The sequence below is a fragment of the bacterium genome (genome assembly GCA_035419245.1).
In the GTDB taxonomy this organism is placed as follows: Bacteria; Zhuqueibacterota; Zhuqueibacteria; order Residuimicrobiales; family Residuimicrobiaceae; genus JAKPUX01.
The window spans coordinates 675,354-691,156 of record DAOLSP010000001.1; the positions used below are offsets into that span (position 1 = coordinate 675,354).

12 protein-coding genes are annotated in these 15,803 nt (G+C 60.9%); 7 read left to right on the top strand and 5 right to left on the bottom strand.

Going from position 1 to position 15,803, the window contains the following annotated elements:
• Positions 1-647 precede the first annotated feature (647 nt).
• Positions 648-1,619, top strand: coding sequence for a superoxide dismutase (locus tag PLH32_02740; protein HQJ63502.1), 972 nt, complete (start codon positions 648-650; stop codon positions 1,617-1,619).
• A 46-nt stretch (positions 1,620-1,665) separates the two neighbouring features.
• On the opposite strand, the gene PLH32_02745 is transcribed toward PLH32_02740, so the two are convergent.
• Both PLH32_02745 and PLH32_02750 read right to left on the bottom strand, forming a co-directional pair.
• Positions 1,666-2,796 carry a VWA domain-containing protein gene (locus tag PLH32_02745; GenBank protein ID HQJ63503.1) on the bottom strand — a complete coding sequence of 377 codons (1,131 nt, stop codon included), beginning with the start codon at positions 2,794-2,796 and terminating at the stop codon, positions 1,666-1,668.
• Between the two features lie 30 nt (positions 2,797-2,826).
• A complete protein-coding gene (locus PLH32_02750) occupies positions 2,827-5,079 on the bottom strand; it encodes a VIT and VWA domain-containing protein (GenBank protein HQJ63504.1) in 2,253 nt (750 codons plus the stop codon).
• 185 nt (positions 5,080-5,264) lie between these two features.
• Between PLH32_02750 and PLH32_02755 the strand changes: the two genes are divergently transcribed.
• The 3 genes from PLH32_02755 (at position 5,265) to PLH32_02765 (ending at position 7,880) form a co-directional block, all read left to right on the top strand.
• The gene (locus tag PLH32_02755; protein HQJ63505.1) at positions 5,265-6,254 is read left to right on the top strand and encodes an aldo/keto reductase; all 990 of its coding nucleotides are present in this window, start codon (positions 5,265-5,267) and stop codon (positions 6,252-6,254) included.
• Between the two features lie 13 nt (positions 6,255-6,267).
• On the top strand, positions 6,268-6,906 hold the full coding sequence (locus tag PLH32_02760; protein HQJ63506.1) for a DUF6498-containing protein: 639 nt from the start codon (positions 6,268-6,270) through the stop codon (positions 6,904-6,906).
• A gap of 98 nt (positions 6,907-7,004) precedes the next feature.
• A complete protein-coding gene (locus PLH32_02765; protein HQJ63507.1) occupies positions 7,005-7,880 on the top strand; it encodes a nitroreductase family protein in 876 nt (291 codons plus the stop codon).
• Positions 7,881-7,931: 51 nt separating this feature from the next.
• On the opposite strand, the gene PLH32_02770 is transcribed toward PLH32_02765, so the two are convergent.
• Positions 7,932-8,627 carry an NAD-dependent deacylase gene (locus PLH32_02770; GenBank protein HQJ63508.1) on the bottom strand — a complete coding sequence of 232 codons (696 nt, stop codon included), beginning with the start codon at positions 8,625-8,627 and terminating at the stop codon, positions 7,932-7,934.
• Between the two features lie 214 nt (positions 8,628-8,841).
• Between PLH32_02770 and PLH32_02775 the strand changes: the two genes are divergently transcribed.
• Genes PLH32_02775 through PLH32_02785 form a run of 3 tightly spaced genes read left to right on the top strand, consistent with a single transcriptional unit; the run spans position 8,842 to position 14,489 of the window.
• Entirely contained in the window at positions 8,842-10,293 is a 1,452-nt protein-coding gene (locus PLH32_02775) for a TolC family protein (protein ID HQJ63509.1), read from the top strand.
• Positions 10,294-10,296: 3 nt separating this feature from the next.
• Complete coding sequence (locus PLH32_02780) at positions 10,297-11,412, top strand: efflux RND transporter periplasmic adaptor subunit (GenBank protein ID HQJ63510.1); 1,116 nt, start codon at positions 10,297-10,299, stop codon at positions 11,410-11,412.
• Positions 11,409-14,489, top strand: a complete 3,081-nt coding sequence (locus tag PLH32_02785; protein ID HQJ63511.1) for an efflux RND transporter permease subunit — start codon at positions 11,409-11,411, stop codon at positions 14,487-14,489. The genes PLH32_02780 and PLH32_02785 overlap by 4 nt, the downstream gene beginning before the upstream one ends.
• Here PLH32_02785 and hypA read toward each other — a convergent pair.
• Positions 14,486-14,842 (bottom strand): hydrogenase maturation nickel metallochaperone HypA, encoded by a 357-nt coding sequence (hypA, locus tag PLH32_02790; protein HQJ63512.1) that lies wholly within the window; start codon positions 14,840-14,842, stop codon positions 14,486-14,488. The two genes, PLH32_02785 and hypA, sit on opposite strands and share 4 nt — an antisense overlap.
• A 192-nt stretch (positions 14,843-15,034) precedes the next feature.
• Positions 15,035-15,703 carry an OmpA family protein gene (locus PLH32_02795; GenBank protein HQJ63513.1) on the bottom strand — a complete coding sequence of 223 codons (669 nt, stop codon included), beginning with the start codon at positions 15,701-15,703 and terminating at the stop codon, positions 15,035-15,037.
• Between the last annotated feature and the right edge of the window lie 100 nt (positions 15,704-15,803).

Sequence of the window (15,803 nt, forward strand, 5' to 3'; positions counted from 1 at the left end):
CATCCGGAAACCTCTCTCCAGGGCAGAAACAGCAGATCGTGATTCAGCCATGCTCTCCAGCCGTGATGGCACGATAAGACGAGGGTGCTCCCGATAGGACAGCCAGAGCCGCCAGGAGGGTGACGGTCCAAAGGTAGGGCTCACTGACAACGAGATAAATGACAAGTCCGGCGGTTACAGTATAGACCATCGGCCGGAATCGGCCCTATCCGATAGCGGGATGCAGCATGGGAGGCCATGATAGTTGGATATGGCCAAGATGTAAGCTGATTTTGCCGGCCCTGGACTTGCGCCAAATGCAGGTCATGCCGGCAATAACCGTCAAGCCAATCTGGACGAGGCCGGACTGGAGTGCCTGGACCCAGAGAGGATTAGGGGGAGATAATTCATTTGTCGACAAGTGGTTGAAGACAGGTTTCATGGGAGACAAGCGAGGATCGATAATTCGGGCAGAAAGTGCAACCGGCGCTTGTCCCGGGGAGATGTCAAGGATATTTTTAGGCAGAGGGAAGAACGGAATGGCATTGCCAACATTCGAAGAAAAGCCCCCTGCTTGTCTTTCCAGGATCTTGTGCTCGGGATTAGTACTTTTTTAAAGCCCTTCCCTTGTCAGCGCGAACATAGAGGTTGTCTTCTCCCAACTTGCCATGAATAGTACCACCCGGTATGCCTTCACCCTGACAGGCTCGGGAACCTATACAGTCTTCGCCACGCTCCTCAATCTCTACCCTGGCGGCCGTCTTTACGGGACGGCCAGGAAACGGGCCTCGTGCAAGCGGTTGCGTCGGGCCTTTTTTAGGGGGAGGCGCTGCTGTCGTGCCGGGGAATTGCCGGTGGACATTCGTTGTTACAACGGATACAAATCCTTCAACTATACGAACTATACAACAGGTGAACATATGACGACACGACGTGAATTCATCAAGGCCGGTACGGCTGCTGCCGCCGGCGCTGCCCTCAGTGGCGAGGCCGCTTTCTCTCAGCCGGCCGCCAGCTCCGATCTGGTCCGCGACGAGGCCGGCAATTATCTCCTTCCACCGCTGCCCTACGATTACGCCGCCCTTGAGCCGCATATTGATGAAGCGACCATGCGGCTGCATCACGACAAGCATCACTTGGCCTATGTCAACGGACTGAATGCCGCCCTCAAGGCCCTGGCGCAGGCGCGCGAGACCAATAATTTCGATCTGGTCTCCTACTACTCCACCCAGAGCTCTTTTCACGGCTCCGGCCATCTGATGCATGCCATCTTCTGGAAGAATATGGCCCCCAACGCCGGCGGCGAGCCCAAAGGCGAGCTGGCCAGGGCCATCGAGCGCGATTTCGGCTCCTATGCTGCCTTCAAGGCGCACTTTTCCGCCGCATCGGCCAAGGTCGAGGGGAGCGGCTGGGGCGTGCTCGGCTACGATCCCTATGGCAAGAAGCTGCTGGTGCTGCAGGTTGAAAAGCACCAGAACCTCTTCGTGGCGGGTCTCGTGCCGCTGCTGGTGCTCGATGTCTGGGAGCACGCCTACTATCTGAAATACCAGAACCGGCGGGCGGACTATGTCACCGCTTTTTTCAACGTGATCAACTGGGATGATGTGGCGCAGCGCTTTGCGGCTGCCCAGCAGAGGTAGGGTGAACCCAAAAAGCCCGGGATGCAAGTCCCGGGCTTTTTTTTCGTCAAAAGGTAAAGTTGGCTTTTTGTGCCTGGCTTCGCAGCACCTTGCTCATCGCCTTGTCCAGGGTATTGACCTCGCCGCCAGCCGCCGACTTTTTTTCCTCCTCCGAGATGTAGGCTGCACGCTTAACCCGCAGCACCTCGATCTTTTCCTGGATGGCCTTCCGCTCCGCAAATTTCCGATCGAGATATTTCTGGCGTTCGGCCGGCGTCATGCTGCGCATCTCCTCGGGCAGATCCTCCTTTTCCAATTCCTCCAATCTGACCTGCTTCTGCTGCACCGCATCGACCAGGTCCCATCCGGCGTTGCTGTATATCGCCTGGGATTTGGTGATCGCGCGCTGCACCACCGCGACAGGAGAGGCCATCGCGGCATTAATATCCTGGCACGCCTGATTGGCAGCCCCGACAGCGCCCTCACGGCCGTAGGCGATGTAGGTCCGGTTCAGCCCGGTGCCGAGATCGGCCAGTTCCTGATCGAAGGGAGTGGGCGGTTCGAAGCTCTTCGCATTCTGGTCGATGTTGAAGTAGCTGCCGTCGGCCAGATCCGCGCCGGCCTGCCACTGCGTGTCAATGCCTTCCTGTCGGCTGCCGCAAAAGATGGTATTGACCAGGATTCCCTTGGTGATCGCTTTTTTGCAGGTGGTGCGGAAATCAACGTCCCCCTGGGTGAAGGGCTCATTGCCGGCGATGAAGATCGCACGATAGTCCTGCTTGCCGCTGCTCCAAGCCAGTTCATCGACGGCCCGGCCGATGACCGCTCCGCAGTATTCATCGCCGCCGTTGGTCGTAAGGCTGAAGAGGGCCTCAGAGATTTTGTCCAGGTCGTTGGTGAGCGGGGAGAGCTGGCGGATGTAACCGGTGCGCTCGCCCAGCGAGGGGGTGCCGTAATGATAGAGCGCGACTGCGATCTCAGGGCGCTGGCCGTCAACCCTGGCAGAAATGAACTCGTTGACGATTTTCCAGAGCTGGGTCCGGGCCTGGTCGATCAGGCCATCCATCGAGTTGCTGGTATCCAGCAGCAGGGCCAATTGCACTTGCGGTTTTTCGGCCGAGACCGCCTTGCGCGGGCAAAAGACAATCACGGCAAGGAGGATCAGTGCCAGTAGTAAAAGCGCGCGGGTTATTTTCATATTCCCTATCCTTTCCATGTTGTGAGGCGATTACTCCCGGATTTCATAGAGTTTTCCCGCCAGGACCACGCGCAGGTTGGTCCCGGCCGAGAGCCACTGCGGGGCGTTGGGATCCAGCTTGAGCAGGGCGAGCCAGGCGTCGGAATTGAAACGGACGCGGATGGGCTCACGGCCAGAGTAGCCCTGCGCCTCGGCATCCACCCATTCATGGCCGTTCTGGTAAAAGGTGCGATTGGCGATGGTCCGGATCTGCTGATTGCTCAGAGCCTGCTGCACCCGTAAGGCCGCCGGAGCAGCGCTGCCGGTTTGACCCTGCTGGAAGCGCAAATTGGCCCGGCTCAGCGCGCCGGCATCCTCGGCATTTTTCAAGGCGTCGAGGGAGCGGGCGGCGCCGACTGCCGCATCACCGCTTTTGCCGGCATAGACCTGATTGAGCATTCCTTCGGAGATTTCAAGGAACTCGGGGTTAGCGGCGGTCTGGAGCGTGCGCCGGCTCAGAGGCACATTGCGCTGCGCTTCATCCTCGAGGATGAGAAAGGCGGTATAGGGGGTGACGATGCCATAGCGGCGTGCCAAGGCGATGACCTCCTGCTTGAGCTCCTGCGCCTCGCCATTGAGACGGATCTGGTCGAGGAGGTAGCCGATACGGCGTGAAGCCCAGAGGCGCGGGATGAATTCGTACTCCCGCGCATCGTCCGGAAATCGGACTAAATAGGTCCATGATTCGGACCGGCCGTTGACGGTCCCGTGCAGGGTGATCTGGGCTGGGCCGCTGCCCTCGTAGCGGCCGAGGATGAGGAGCTGTTCACCCTTGAAGAGATCGGGGAGAAAATTGGGGGTCATCTTGCTGATGTGAATCGGGCCGCTGGTTTCCAGCCGGGGTGAGGCGAGCACGGGTTGGGCGATCTTGTTGTAAAAGGCGGAGATTTTGACCTCGATCTCCTCATCAGGCTGGACATACACGCTGGCGGCGCGGGTTTTTGTGGTCAGCCGGTCGAGGAGATGGGTGTTGAGGTCGCTGCCAACGCCGAGGCTGAAGATACGGATGGTCGCATCGCCCGAGGCTTTATTAACCTGGTCGAGGATGGCCTCCTCGCCGGTCTCGCCGACAGTCGGTTTGCCGTCGGTGATCAGCACGACCATATAGGGGCGGTCGGAGGTGGTCCGTTCGCGCGCCGGGCGCAGGGCGAGATCGAGGGCTTCGGCGAGGGCGGTGCCGCCGATGGGCATGAATCCATCGACGAAGGCATCGGCCTGACGGATCGCCGCAAGGGTAGCCGGCCGCAATCCGTTGAATAGGGCTTCCGCCTCGGTGGAGAAGCGGACAATCTCGAAGTGGTCGCGGCTATCGAGTTGGGCGAGACATAAGTGCAGGGCTTTTTTCGCCTGTGCCAGCTTGGCCTTTTCCGCCATTGAGCCGGAGGTATCGAGGATGAAGACCAGGTCCTTAGGCAGAATGCGGTCGGCAGCGAGGTCGGCGCGCGGGGCGAGCATGAGCAGAAAACTTCCGGGCTCGCGGCCGTCGTTGAAGGCGAGCAGCCGGCCGTTTACCGGCTCGCCGCCGGCGGGCGCGAAAAAGAGCTGGAAATCGGTGTCCGGCTTGACGGATTTTTCTTCATAGCCGATCACGGCGTGGCGGCTGTCACTGCGGCGGATCTCCACCTCGTGGCTGGGGGAGTAAACCGGCCCCAACGGCGCGTCCCACTCGATCTCCACCTTGATCGCGACGCTCTTGAGCGGCGCGGCCGAGAATTTTTCAGTGTTAAGCGGATAGCGATATTCGACCAGGCCATCCTGGCTGGCCAGCAGCTGGGTATAGCGCAGCCGGATGTGTTTCTCGCCGTGCGGCAAGATGGGGAAGATGCGCAGCCGATAAAGCTCCTGTCCGAAGTATTCGAGCAGGGCCGGGTCGCGTTGTTTGCGGACGATCTCCTCGTACAGGTCGCGCGCCTTGGCCGCATCGAGGAGTTCGGCCTCGACGGGGCGGCCGTCGATCTCCATGGAGAACCGGTCGAGCTGGCCGCCGCGCGGGACCGGGAAGAGGTAGGTGCCCTCGAGCTGAACGGGATAAGGATTAATAAAGAGCTGATCGACCGCGGTGACGGCAACCTGGTCGGTTATTTTGACCTCCACATGGTGGTAGCGCACCTCGAGTGGAGTCATGGCTGGCGGAAAATGTGGCAGCAAGGGAAGGTGCGGCGGCTGCGGGATGATGATCATGCCGTCGGCGTGCGCGAGCACCGGAATGAGGATGAAAAAAAACAGAGCCCCTGATCGCCGCATGGTGATCTCCCCTTTCGTGTCGGTTAAGCTTCTATGTATGCAACGACATGAATGGCGAAAAGTTCGGGGAAAAATCGATAAATCGCAGGTAAAAAGATCGCCAGGCGCGTGATTTTTCTTTTAAATTTGGCCGGCAAATGATACTTTCTTGTTCGTGGATGACTGAAATCAATGAGGGAGGCACCGTGGAAAAACGCACACTTGGCCGCAGCGGTCTGGAGGTCTCTGCCCTTGGACTCGGATGCATGGGGATGAGCCATGCCTATGGCCCTCCCCGCGACCGCAAGGAGATGATTTCTCTGATTTGGGCAGCGGTTGATCGCGGGGTTACCCTCTTCGATACCGCAGAGGTGTACGGCCCTTATACCAATGAGGAGTTGGTAGGCGAAGCCCTGGCGCCGGTACGCGATCGGGTGGTGATCGCCACCAAATTCGGCTTCAGGATCGCAGCGGATGGCAAGCAGACGGGCGTGGACAGCCGGCCGGAGCACATCCGCGAGGTGGTGGAAGCTTCATTGCGGCGGCTGCGGACCGGGGTGATTGACCTGTTGTATCAACACCGCGTCGATCCGGAGGTGCCGATCGAGGAAGTGGCCGGCGCGGTCCAGGATCTGATCCGCGCGGGCAAGGTGCGCCATTTCGGGCTCTCGGAGGCGGGTGCCCGAACCATCCGCCGCGCTCATGCCGTGCAGCCGGTCACCGCGCTCCAGAGTGAGTACTCCCTCTGGTGGCGCAAGCCGGAAGAAGAGATCCTGCCCGTGCTCGAGGAACTCGGAATAGGCTTCGTGCCGTTCAGCCCGCTCGGTCGTGGTTTTCTAACCGGCACGATTAATGAAAAGACGGTCATTGATCCCGGTGACTTTCGTGCCATCATTCCCCGTTTCACGGCTGAGAATCGTAAAGCCAATCAGGCGCTGGTCGATCTGCTAGTCCGCTTCGGCGCGCGCCTGAGGGCGACGCCCGCACAAATCGCTCTGGCGTGGCTGCTGGCGCAGCGGTCGTGGATCGTACCCATCCCGGGAACGACAAAGCTGAGCCGCCTGGAGGAAAACCTGGGTGCAGCCGCTCTCGAACTCACTCCGGACGATCTCCGCGAGATCGGCCGTGCAGCGGCGCAGATCCCGGTGCATGGAGCGCGCTACCCCGAGGCACTCGAGCGGGCCACGGGATTATAAGGAGGGATTCTTTATGAACAAGCCCGAAAAGCATCCGGATCAGGAGCCACGCCTTGCAGCACCGCTCTCCATGCCCGCGCTGATCTATCGCTCCTGCATGGTCCTCCTGACCAATCTGATCCCGCTCTATGGGGTATGGCGGCTGGGCTGGAGCAGCTTCATCCTGATCCTGCTCTTCATCATCGAGGGGGCGATCGTCTTTTTGATGGATCTGGTCAAGCGCCCCTGGGTGAAGGTGAAAGAGAAGAAAAAGATCCTCTTTTTCGAATTCGTTTTCATCACCTTTTTTGGATTTTTCGCCATCCTGATCTTCGGGCGTGATGAAGCGGCCATGGATCTGATCGAGACCACCCGCAGCGCTTTTGGTTCGGCGCGGGCATTGCCCCTCTGGCCGGTGCTGGGGATTCTCTCCGGGCGCTTGCTGCGCACTGGAGAGGAGCTGCTGCAGGCAGGACTTTTCCGCTCTGGCAAGGGCCAGACGCTCTATTTTAGCGGCGGCGGTTGGATGCTGCTGCTCTTTTTTCTGGTCATGACCGCCCCCTTCATCGCCGACAAGAGCCCCAATCCAATGGCGGGGCTGATTGCGGTCATCGTCCTCAAGACGCTGGGCGAGTTCTTCGGCGTCTGGGCGGCGCGGATCGTCAAAGTTTGACCGATGAGACAACCGCACAGCGAATGCCAGGCTGTTATTGCCGGTGAGAATTGAAAAAAAACACTACCAGACACGATACGAAAGAGCTGAGAAAACCCATGCTTCCATTCGACACCCCCGTAATAGAGTTGATCAAACAGCGGCGTTCCTGCCGCACCTATAAAAAAAGAGCGATCGCCGCGGAGACGGCCGCGCGGCTGGCTGCCTTCAGCGCATCGATCACCAGCGGCCCCTTCGGCACTCCCCTGCGCTTTGAGCTGGCCGCTGCGGCCGGGGATGATCCGGGCGCGCTGAAGGGCCTGGGTACCTATGGCTTCATCAAGGAGCCGGCCGGATTCATCATCGGCGCCGCCTCGCCAGGCGAAAAGAACCTTGAGGATTTCGGCTGGGGTCTGGAGGCCATCCTGCTCTATGCGACCGGTCTCGGGCTTGGGAGCTGCTGGCTTGGCGGCAGTTTTGCCAAAAGCCGCTTTGCCGGCCGCATCCGTGCGGAAGCGGCGGAGATCGTCCCCGCCGTGGCCGCTATCGGTTATGCGGCCGAGGAGACCCCGCTGCGCCGGATGATGCGAACTCAGATCAAGGCTGATACCCGAAAGCCGTGGGAGACGCTCTTCTTCCGCGACGATTTCAGCATGCCCCTGCGTGAGGATGAGGCCGGCGCTTACCAGGTCCCTCTGGCCATGCTGCGACTGGCGCCTTCAGCCAGCAACGGCCAGCCCTGGCGGGTCCTGCTGAAAGGAGGCTGCTGTCATTTTTTTCTGCAGCGTAACGCAAGGCACAAGTCCGGCCGAAAACCGCTGATCTCTTTTACCATCGCCGATCTTCAACACGTCGACCTGGGCATCGCCCTGTGCCACTTTCAGTTGACGGCCGAAGAGGTGGGGATGAAGGGGAGATGGGAGCTGCATGAGGAGAGTATCCCGGCAGCGGATGAAATGCGGGAGTATATTGCCAGCTGGCACGAAAATATCTGAGTCTGCAAGGGGGAGAATCTTCCGCCCCTCCCTGATCTCACGAGATTCGGGCTAAAACAGCTCCGGCAGGACCTCGCCGGCCTTGCCGCGGATGACGCGATCATAGAGGCCGCTGATCTCCGAGGGCTCCGGATTGATCTCGACACAATAGGCACCATTCCTTTTCGCCAGTTCGGGATAACCGGCCGCCGGCCATACCACCGCCGAGGTGCCGATGCTGATGAGCAGGTCGCAAGCCAGGATCGCCCGGGTCGCCCCGGCTACCACCTTGTCCTCCAGCATATCCTCGAACCAGACGATATCGGGCCGAAGCCAGCTGCCGCATTGGGAACAGTGGCGGGTGGCAAACTCGGGATCCCGATCCTCCCAAACCCCATGCTGCGGGCAGCGGACGCGCCAGAGGCTGCCGTGCAGCTCAAAGATCTTCTTCGTGCCGGCGCGCTGATGCATACCGTCGATGTTCTGCGTCACCACGGTGACGCCAGAGCGAGCAGTCTCGAGGCCGGCGATCACCTTGTGCCCCGCATGCGGCTCACAGCGGATCGCCTCCTGGCGGCGCAGCCGATGAAAATCTAACACCCTCTCCGGATCGCGGTCAAAGGCACGTTGACAGGCGACCTCCTGCCAGTTGTACTCTTTCCAGCGCCCGCCTGCGCCGCGGAAGGTGGCGATTCCGCTCTCGGCGGACATGCCGGCACCGGTGAAGAAGACGATATGTCTGTAGGCCTGCAGATCGATTTTTCCCATGGCTCTCCCTTCCTGTTTGCATCCAGTATAATCTAACCTTTTTTGGGCCGTTCGCAAGCGGATTATGCGCGGACGGGCGGGAAAGAGGCACGCGGACGAGAAAACGCCCGAACTTTTCTGTATGTGATACGTCTTAATTTTATTTATAGTTGGAATTCCAGTATTAATTTGCATATTATAGAGATTCTATCCAGCCACGATCAGAGGTATACCCATGAAACCCTTCCTATCGGGGATTGCGGTTCTGCTCCTTGCCGGCTGTGCTTCCCGCCTACCGCATGTGCAGGAGGTTGCGGGCAGCTCGCCCGGACCGGCCGTACCCTGGACGCCGTCCCGGAGCGCTGCGCAAGCCCTCAAGCTTCCCGAGGCAACCGTACCGGAGGCGCAGGTACGCGACCGTTGGCCGGATCTCAGCCTGGCGGAAGCGATTGCCCTCGCCTTGCAGAACAATCCCGACACTCGCATGGCCTGGGCCAACGCCCGCGCCGCCGCGGCCGCATACGGCGCGGCGCGCAGCGTCTGGCTTCCCGCCCTCAGTGCCGAGGGCTCCCTCCTCCGTTCGCGCCAGGAGAGTGCCCCGGACCGGCCCGATGACTATAATCCCTTCACAGTCTACGGTTATGGCGCCAGCCTCAGCTGGCTGCTCTTCGATTTTGGCAGCCGGACCGCGGCCATCGACGCCAGCCGCCAGGCCCTGCTGGCCATGGACTGGACCCACAATGCGGTCATCCAGAATACTGTACTGCAAACGGTGAGCGCCTATTACACCTGCGCCGGTGCCCGGGCCATGGTTCAGGCCGACTCCGCGGCACTGGCCAGCGCGGCCATCGCATTGAAAGCCGCCGAAGAGAAGCGCGGCGTCGGCCTGGCCACCAGCGCCGATCTCCTGCAGGCGCAGACCGCCTATTCGCAGGCGCTGCTGGACCTCCAGAGCGTCGAAGGAGAGTGGCGCGTCAGCCGCGGCAGGCTGGCCCTGGCTATGGGCTATCCCGCCCAGAGCGTAGGAGCATTCGAGGCGGCTATTCCCGAAGTCCCGCCCGATTCGCTCTTGCAGCCGGTGGATGACCTGATCGAAAAGGCCCTGGCCAGCCGTCCCGATTTGCAGGCTGGCCGCGCCCGTGCCCGTGCCGCTCTGGCTTCGGTGCGCCAGGCCCGCGCCGCGCTGTTGCCTGCCCTCTCCGGATCCGCCGCCACCGACCGCAGCTGGATCCACGGCATCGATCGGAAGACCGATCATCTCAGCGGCGGTCTGCGTCTCGAGGTGCCTCTGTGGGCCGGATTCTCGCGTCAGTACCAGCTCGCGCGGGCCAAGGCCGAAGCGGACGCCGCCAAAGAGGGTGTGCGCGCCGCCGAACAGGAGATCTCCTTTCAGGTCTATTCCAGCCACAGCGACTTTCTCACCGCGCGGGCCCGCGTCGCGACGGCAGAGGACTTGCTCGCCAGCGCCCGGCAGTCCGAGCAGGTCGCGCTGGGCCGATACAGAGAGGGAGTCGGAAGCATTCTCGATCTGCTCACCGCCCAGCGCGCTCTTGCCCTGGCGCGCGCCCAGCAGATCAATGCCCGCTTGGCCTGGCATATTGCCCTAGCTCAGCTGGCGCGCGATGTCGGCGTCCTGGGCGTCGGCGGCGAAAATCCCTTCACTCCAACATCCACACCATCGAGGTAATCCATGAAACCGAGACACTTGATCCGCCTCATGACAGCACTGCTCCTTCTCGCTGGCTGCGCCAAGGAAAAGGCGCGGCAGATGCCGCCGACGACGGTGAGTGCCGCGGCGGCGGTCGTACAGGCGCAGCCCCTCTCCCTGAAAGCTGTTGGTGTGGTCGAGCCCATCGAATCCGTAGCGGTCAGACCGCAGGCCGGCGGCGTGATCACCCGGGTCCATTTCAGCGAAGGCCAGTCCGTTCGCGCCGGGCAGCCGCTTTTCACTATTGATCCACGGCCTTATCAGGCAGCCCTGCATGCCGCCCAGGCCCAGCTCGCCCGCGACAGCTCGCAGGCGGTCTTTGCGGCGATGCAGGCGCGGCGGTACGAGGATCTCAGCGCTAAGGATTTTGTCACGCGCGATCAGTACGAGCAGGCGAAAACCCAGGCCGAAATGCTCCGGTATGCGATGCGGGTCGATCAGGCGGCCATTGAACAGGCGCGGCTCAATCTCGGCTATACCACGGTGACGGCGCCGATCTCGGGACGAAGTGGTGCCCTCCTCGTCAAACGCGGCAACGTCGTCAGCGCCAACGGTTCCAGCCTGGTGGTGATAAACCAGATGAATCCCATCCGCGTCAGTTTCACCATCCCTGGCACCGATCTGCCGCGGGTTCAGTACTGGGCGGCCCGGGGCGGCCTCGAGGTGCATGTCAGTCCTGCACGCAATAGCGGCGAAGCAGATCAACTCAAGGGCAAGTTGAACTTTCTCGACAACACCGTGGATGCCGCCACCGGCACCGTGACGCTCAAGGCCGAGTTCGCCAATGCGGAGGAGAAGCTCTGGCCCGGGCAGTTCGTCGATGCCGAGTTGGTTCTGACCATTGAAAAGGAGGCCCTTACGGTGCCGGCCGCCGCGGTGGTGACCGGCCAGGATGGGACTTTTATTTATGTCATCACCGCGGAGGGCAAGGCCGAGAAGCGGCCGGTGAAGGTCAACCGCACCCTGGGCGAACAGGCCGTTCTTGATGACGGGATCAAACCGGGCGAGATGGTGGTGACCGACGGTCAGGTCAAGCTGATGCCGGGGGCCCGGGTCACGGTGCGAGGCGGAGCGGCGGAACAGGGGAGGCCGCAATGAGGATCTTTATCGACCGTCCGGTTATGACCACGCTGGTCATGCTGGCCATCATTATCGCGGGGATCATCGGTTACCGACAGCTGCCGGTGAGCGACTTGCCGACGGTCGATTTTCCGACGATCTCGGTCAACGCCAGCCTGCCGGGCGCGAGTCCGGAAACCATGGCTGCCGCGGTGGCGACGCCCCTCGAGAAACAGTTCACCACCATCGCCGGCATCGACAACATGACCAGCTCGTCGAGCCTGAGCAGCACCAATATTACGATCCAGTTCAATCTCGACCGGGACATCGATGCGGCTGCAGCTGATGTGCAATCGGCGATCTCGGCGGTCTCGCGGCAGCTGCCGCGAGACATGCCGGCGCCGCCCTCCTACCAGAAGGTTAATCCCGCTGACCAGCCGATCCTCTTCATCGTCCTCACTTCGCCGACCTTGCCGCTCTACACCATCAATGAGCTGGCCGACATTCAGCTGGCGCAGCGCATCTCGATGGTGAGCGGCATCGCCCAGGTGATGGTCTTCGGAGCGCAAAAATATGCGGTGCGGGTACAGGTCGATCCGCGCGAGCTGGCGGCGCGCAGCATCGGCATCGATGAGGTGGTCAGCGCCATCACCACCAACAACGTCAATCTGCCGACCGGCATCCTCTGGGGGACAGAGAAGGCCTTCACCGTCAAGGCGACTGGCCAGCTCGACAATGCCGCGATGTTTCGTCGGGTGGTGGTCTCTTACCGCAACGGCGCGCCGGTGCGGCTGCAGGATCTCGCCAGCGTCTATGACGGGGTGCAGAACAACCGTGTTGCCGCCTGGTTCAACAACGACCGCTGCATCCTGCTGGCCATCCAGCGCCAGCCCGGCACCAACACCGTCGAGGTGGTGCGCAATGTCCGCCGCTTGCTCCCCAAGATCCAGGAGCAGTTGCCCGCCTCGGCGCAAGTGCACATCCTTTTCGACAAATCCGAGCCGATCCAAGAGTCCGTCAACGATGTCAAGATGACCCTGCTTTTGACCCTCTTTCTGGTCGTACTGGTCATTTTCATCTTTTTGCGCAATGTCTCGGCGACAGTTATCCCCAGCCTTGCTTTGCCGCTCTCGGTCGTCGGCACCTTTGCGGTGATGAAGCTGCTCCACTTCAATCTCGACAACCTTTCACTGATGGCGCTGACCCTGGCGGTGGGCTTTGTCGTCGATGATGCCATCGTCATGCTCGAGAACATCTTCCGTCATATGGAGATGGGCAAGAGTCCCTTCCAAGCCGCTGTGGACGGGGCCAAAGAGGTGAGCTTCACCATCGTCTCGATGACGTTGTCGCTGGCGGCGGTCTTCATCCCGGTGCTTTTCATGGGTGGAATCATGGGCCGTCTCTTTCGGGAATTCGCGGTGACGATCATGGTGGCGATTCTGATCTCCGGATTTGTTTCGCTCTCACTGACGCCGATGATGGGGAGCCGCTTTCTGCGCCATGAGCAGGAGAAGCGCCACGGCCGTCTCTACAATGCGATCGAATCCTTCTGGAACAAGGCACTGCGATTTTATCAACGTACACTGGCATGGGTGGTGGAGCGGCGGCGGGCGACGCTGCTCTTCTCTCTGGGAGTCTTTGCCATCACCATTTTTCTCTTCGTGATCGTGCCCAAGGGCTTTTTGCCGAGCGAGGATACCGGTCTGCTCAATGGGACCCTGGAGGGCGCCGAGGGGACATCGTTTGAAGGGATGCTCGACAGCCGCGCGCAGGTGACCAGCATTCTCGCAGCCGATGACAATATCGAGCGCTTCACCGTCAGCATCGGCGGTGGGGGCGGAGGTGGTTCCAACTCCGGGCGCATGTTCATCCGCCTCAAACCGCGCGGCGAACGCAAGCTGACCGCCGATGAGGTGACCAATAACCTCCGCCGCAAGCTGGCGGGGGTCCCCGGTGTGCGTGCGTTCATCATCAATCCGCCGGTGATCAATATCGGCGGCCGCTTTGCCTCGGGCCTCTATCAGTTCACCATGCAATCCTCGGACATCAAGGGGCTTTATGCCGCCGCGCCGCAGCTCGAACAGCGCCTCAAGGCCGACCCGATGTTCCGCGATGTCAACAGCGATCTGCGCATCAGCAATCCCGAGGTGACCCTCACCCTCGACCGCGACCGCGCCGCCTCGCTGGGCATCTCGCCGCAGACAATAGAGGAAGCTCTTTATTCGGCTTATGGCACGCGGCAGGTTTCCACCATCTTGGCCCCTAATAACCAGTACTATGTCATGCTCGAACTCAATCCTGAGTATCAGCGGGATGCTTCGGCCTTTCAGTATCTCTATATCCGTTCGCCCTTGACGGACAAACTGGTGCCGCTGGCCACCCTGGCGGGGATCAAGCCTACGGCCGGTCCGCTGACAGTCAACCACTCCGGCCAACTTCCCTCGGTGACGATCTCCTTCAATCTGGATGACGGCGTCGCACTGAGCGAGGGGGTGGCCGCGGTCCATGCGGCGGCGCGCGAGGTCCTGCCCGCCTCGATCGCCACCAGTTTTTCCGGGACGGCCCAGGCCTTTCAATCCTCGCAGAGCAGCCTGCTCGGTCTGCTACTGCTGGCCATTCTGGTGATCTATATGATTCTGGGCATCCTCTATGAGAGTTTTATTCATCCCCTTACCATTCTCAGCGGGCTGCCCTTCGCCGGATTCGGGGCGTTGATTACATTGATGATTTTCAGGATGGATCTCAATCTCTACAGCTTTGTCGGCCTGATCATGCTGATCGGCGTGGTGAAGAAAAATGCGATCATGATGATTGATTTCGCCATCTCGGCGCGCAATGAGGGTCTCAGCGCCAGGGATGCCATCCTGCAGGCTTGCAGCATCCGTTTCCGGCCGATCATGATGACCACCGTAGCGGCGCTGATGGCGACCCTGCCGATCGCCCTCGGACTCGGGGCGGGCTCGGAGTCGCGCCGGCCGCTGGGCTTGTGCGTGGTGGGCGGACTGCTTTTCTCGCAGCTGATCACCCTCTACGTGACCCCGGTCTTTTACATCTATCTTGAAAAGCTGCAGAACCGGCTGGGCAGTCTCTTCGCCGGCAAAGAAAAGGCCTCTTAAGGTGGTGATGGCGGATCGATCTCGAGGCGGAGGATCTCGAGGTCCTCGCCGCCCTGGAGCGTCAGGCGCTCCGAACCGCAATCCGGGCAGCGGGTGGTGAGCAGATCAAGGGTGTAACGGCCGCCACAGGCCTGGCAGAGGGCGGTCAAGGGGGACTCCTCGATGACCAGGTCGACGGATTCCAACAGCGTGCCGGCGCGGATCAGTTCGTAATGGAACCGCAGGGCTTCCGCCATAACTCCGCTCCATGGGCCGACGCGGATGACGATACGGGAGATGTGCGCGATGCCGCGCTCCTGCATCTGGCGGATGACGGCGCGGCTGAGCGCCTGGGCGATGGAGAGTTCGTGCATAGGTCAGGTTTCCGCGCTTGCAGTGCCGCTGTATTATGGAGGCGGCAGTGCGTCCGGCTGCGATTGCAGCGGTTCGATGGGAAAATGAAAAGGGTGGCTGAGTTTCTCAGCCACCCTTTATGATTATCTGGCAGGCGGATCGCCGCTGCAACCGGACCCGGCGGGAGTGGATTCCGCCCTGTAGATCACAGTTTACTTAGAAGTCGCAGCCCTGGCTTCCGCTTTCATGGCTTCGCCGGCGGTGATGGCGATCTCGACGCGGCGGTTCTGGGCGCGGCCTTCGGGGGTGTCATTGCTCGCCACCGGCTGGCTCTCGCCGTAGCCGATGATGGTGAAGCGGCTGATGTCGACGTTATTCTTGGCCAGGAAGGAGGCGACTGCGTGGGCGCGGGCCTCGGAGAGCTTCTGATTGTAGGCCTCGTCGCCCTGGGAATCGGCATGGCCCTCGATGAGCAGGACGGTATCGCTGTACTTGTTCAGGGTCGTGGCCAACTCCGCCAGATCGGTCTGGGCGGCAGGTTTGAGCACCGACTTGCCCGAATCGAAGAGGAGGCCGGACTTGAGGGTGACCTGGATGCCTTCACCGACACGTTCGACCTTGGCATCGGCGAGCTGCTGCTCGATCTCAGCGGCCTGCTTGTCCATCTTGTTGCCGATGTAAGCGCCGGCAGCACCACCCACCGCGGCGCCGATGATAGCGCCGAGGACGGAGTTGCCGAACTGGTTGCCTATGACCGCGCCAACTGCGCCGCCACCGGCGGTTCCCACTGCAGCGCCCTTGGTCGTCTTGTTCATGCTGGAACAGGCAATAATGCTGAAAGAGAGCAAAGCAATCAATAGATAGGTCACTATTTTACGCATGATAACCTCCACGAAAAGATGATTTGCGCGACGGATTGACTAAGGATCGTGTCAAGATATCCCCACGATATGGCGTTCGCGCATTGCAATAACGAGATAA

What these genes read in the sequence shown, in the direction of transcription:
- PLH32_02785 (HQJ63511.1), top strand. Translation starts at nt 11,409, where the DNA reads ATGAGGATCTTTATCGACCGTCCGGTTATGACCACGCTGGTCATGCTG.
- PLH32_02775 (HQJ63509.1), top strand. Translation starts at nt 8,842, where the DNA reads ATGAAACCCTTCCTATCGGGGATTGCGGTTCTGCTCCTTGCCGGCTGT.
- PLH32_02750 (HQJ63504.1), bottom strand. Translation starts at nt 5,079, where the DNA reads ATGCGGCGATCAGGGGCTCTGTTTTTTTTCATCCTCATTCCGGTGCTC.
- PLH32_02765 (HQJ63507.1), top strand. Translation starts at nt 7,005, where the DNA reads ATGCTTCCATTCGACACCCCCGTAATAGAGTTGATCAAACAGCGGCGT.
- PLH32_02760 (HQJ63506.1), top strand. Translation starts at nt 6,268, where the DNA reads ATGAACAAGCCCGAAAAGCATCCGGATCAGGAGCCACGCCTTGCAGCA.
- PLH32_02770 (HQJ63508.1), bottom strand. Translation starts at nt 8,627, where the DNA reads ATGGGAAAAATCGATCTGCAGGCCTACAGACATATCGTCTTCTTCACC.
- PLH32_02745 (HQJ63503.1), bottom strand. Translation starts at nt 2,796, where the DNA reads ATGAAAATAACCCGCGCGCTTTTACTACTGGCACTGATCCTCCTTGCC.
- PLH32_02740 (HQJ63502.1), top strand. Translation starts at nt 648, where the DNA reads ATGAATAGTACCACCCGGTATGCCTTCACCCTGACAGGCTCGGGAACC.
- PLH32_02780 (HQJ63510.1), top strand. Translation starts at nt 10,297, where the DNA reads ATGAAACCGAGACACTTGATCCGCCTCATGACAGCACTGCTCCTTCTC.
- hypA (HQJ63512.1), bottom strand. Translation starts at nt 14,842, where the DNA reads ATGCACGAACTCTCCATCGCCCAGGCGCTCAGCCGCGCCGTCATCCGC.
- PLH32_02795 (HQJ63513.1), bottom strand. Translation starts at nt 15,703, where the DNA reads ATGCGTAAAATAGTGACCTATCTATTGATTGCTTTGCTCTCTTTCAGC.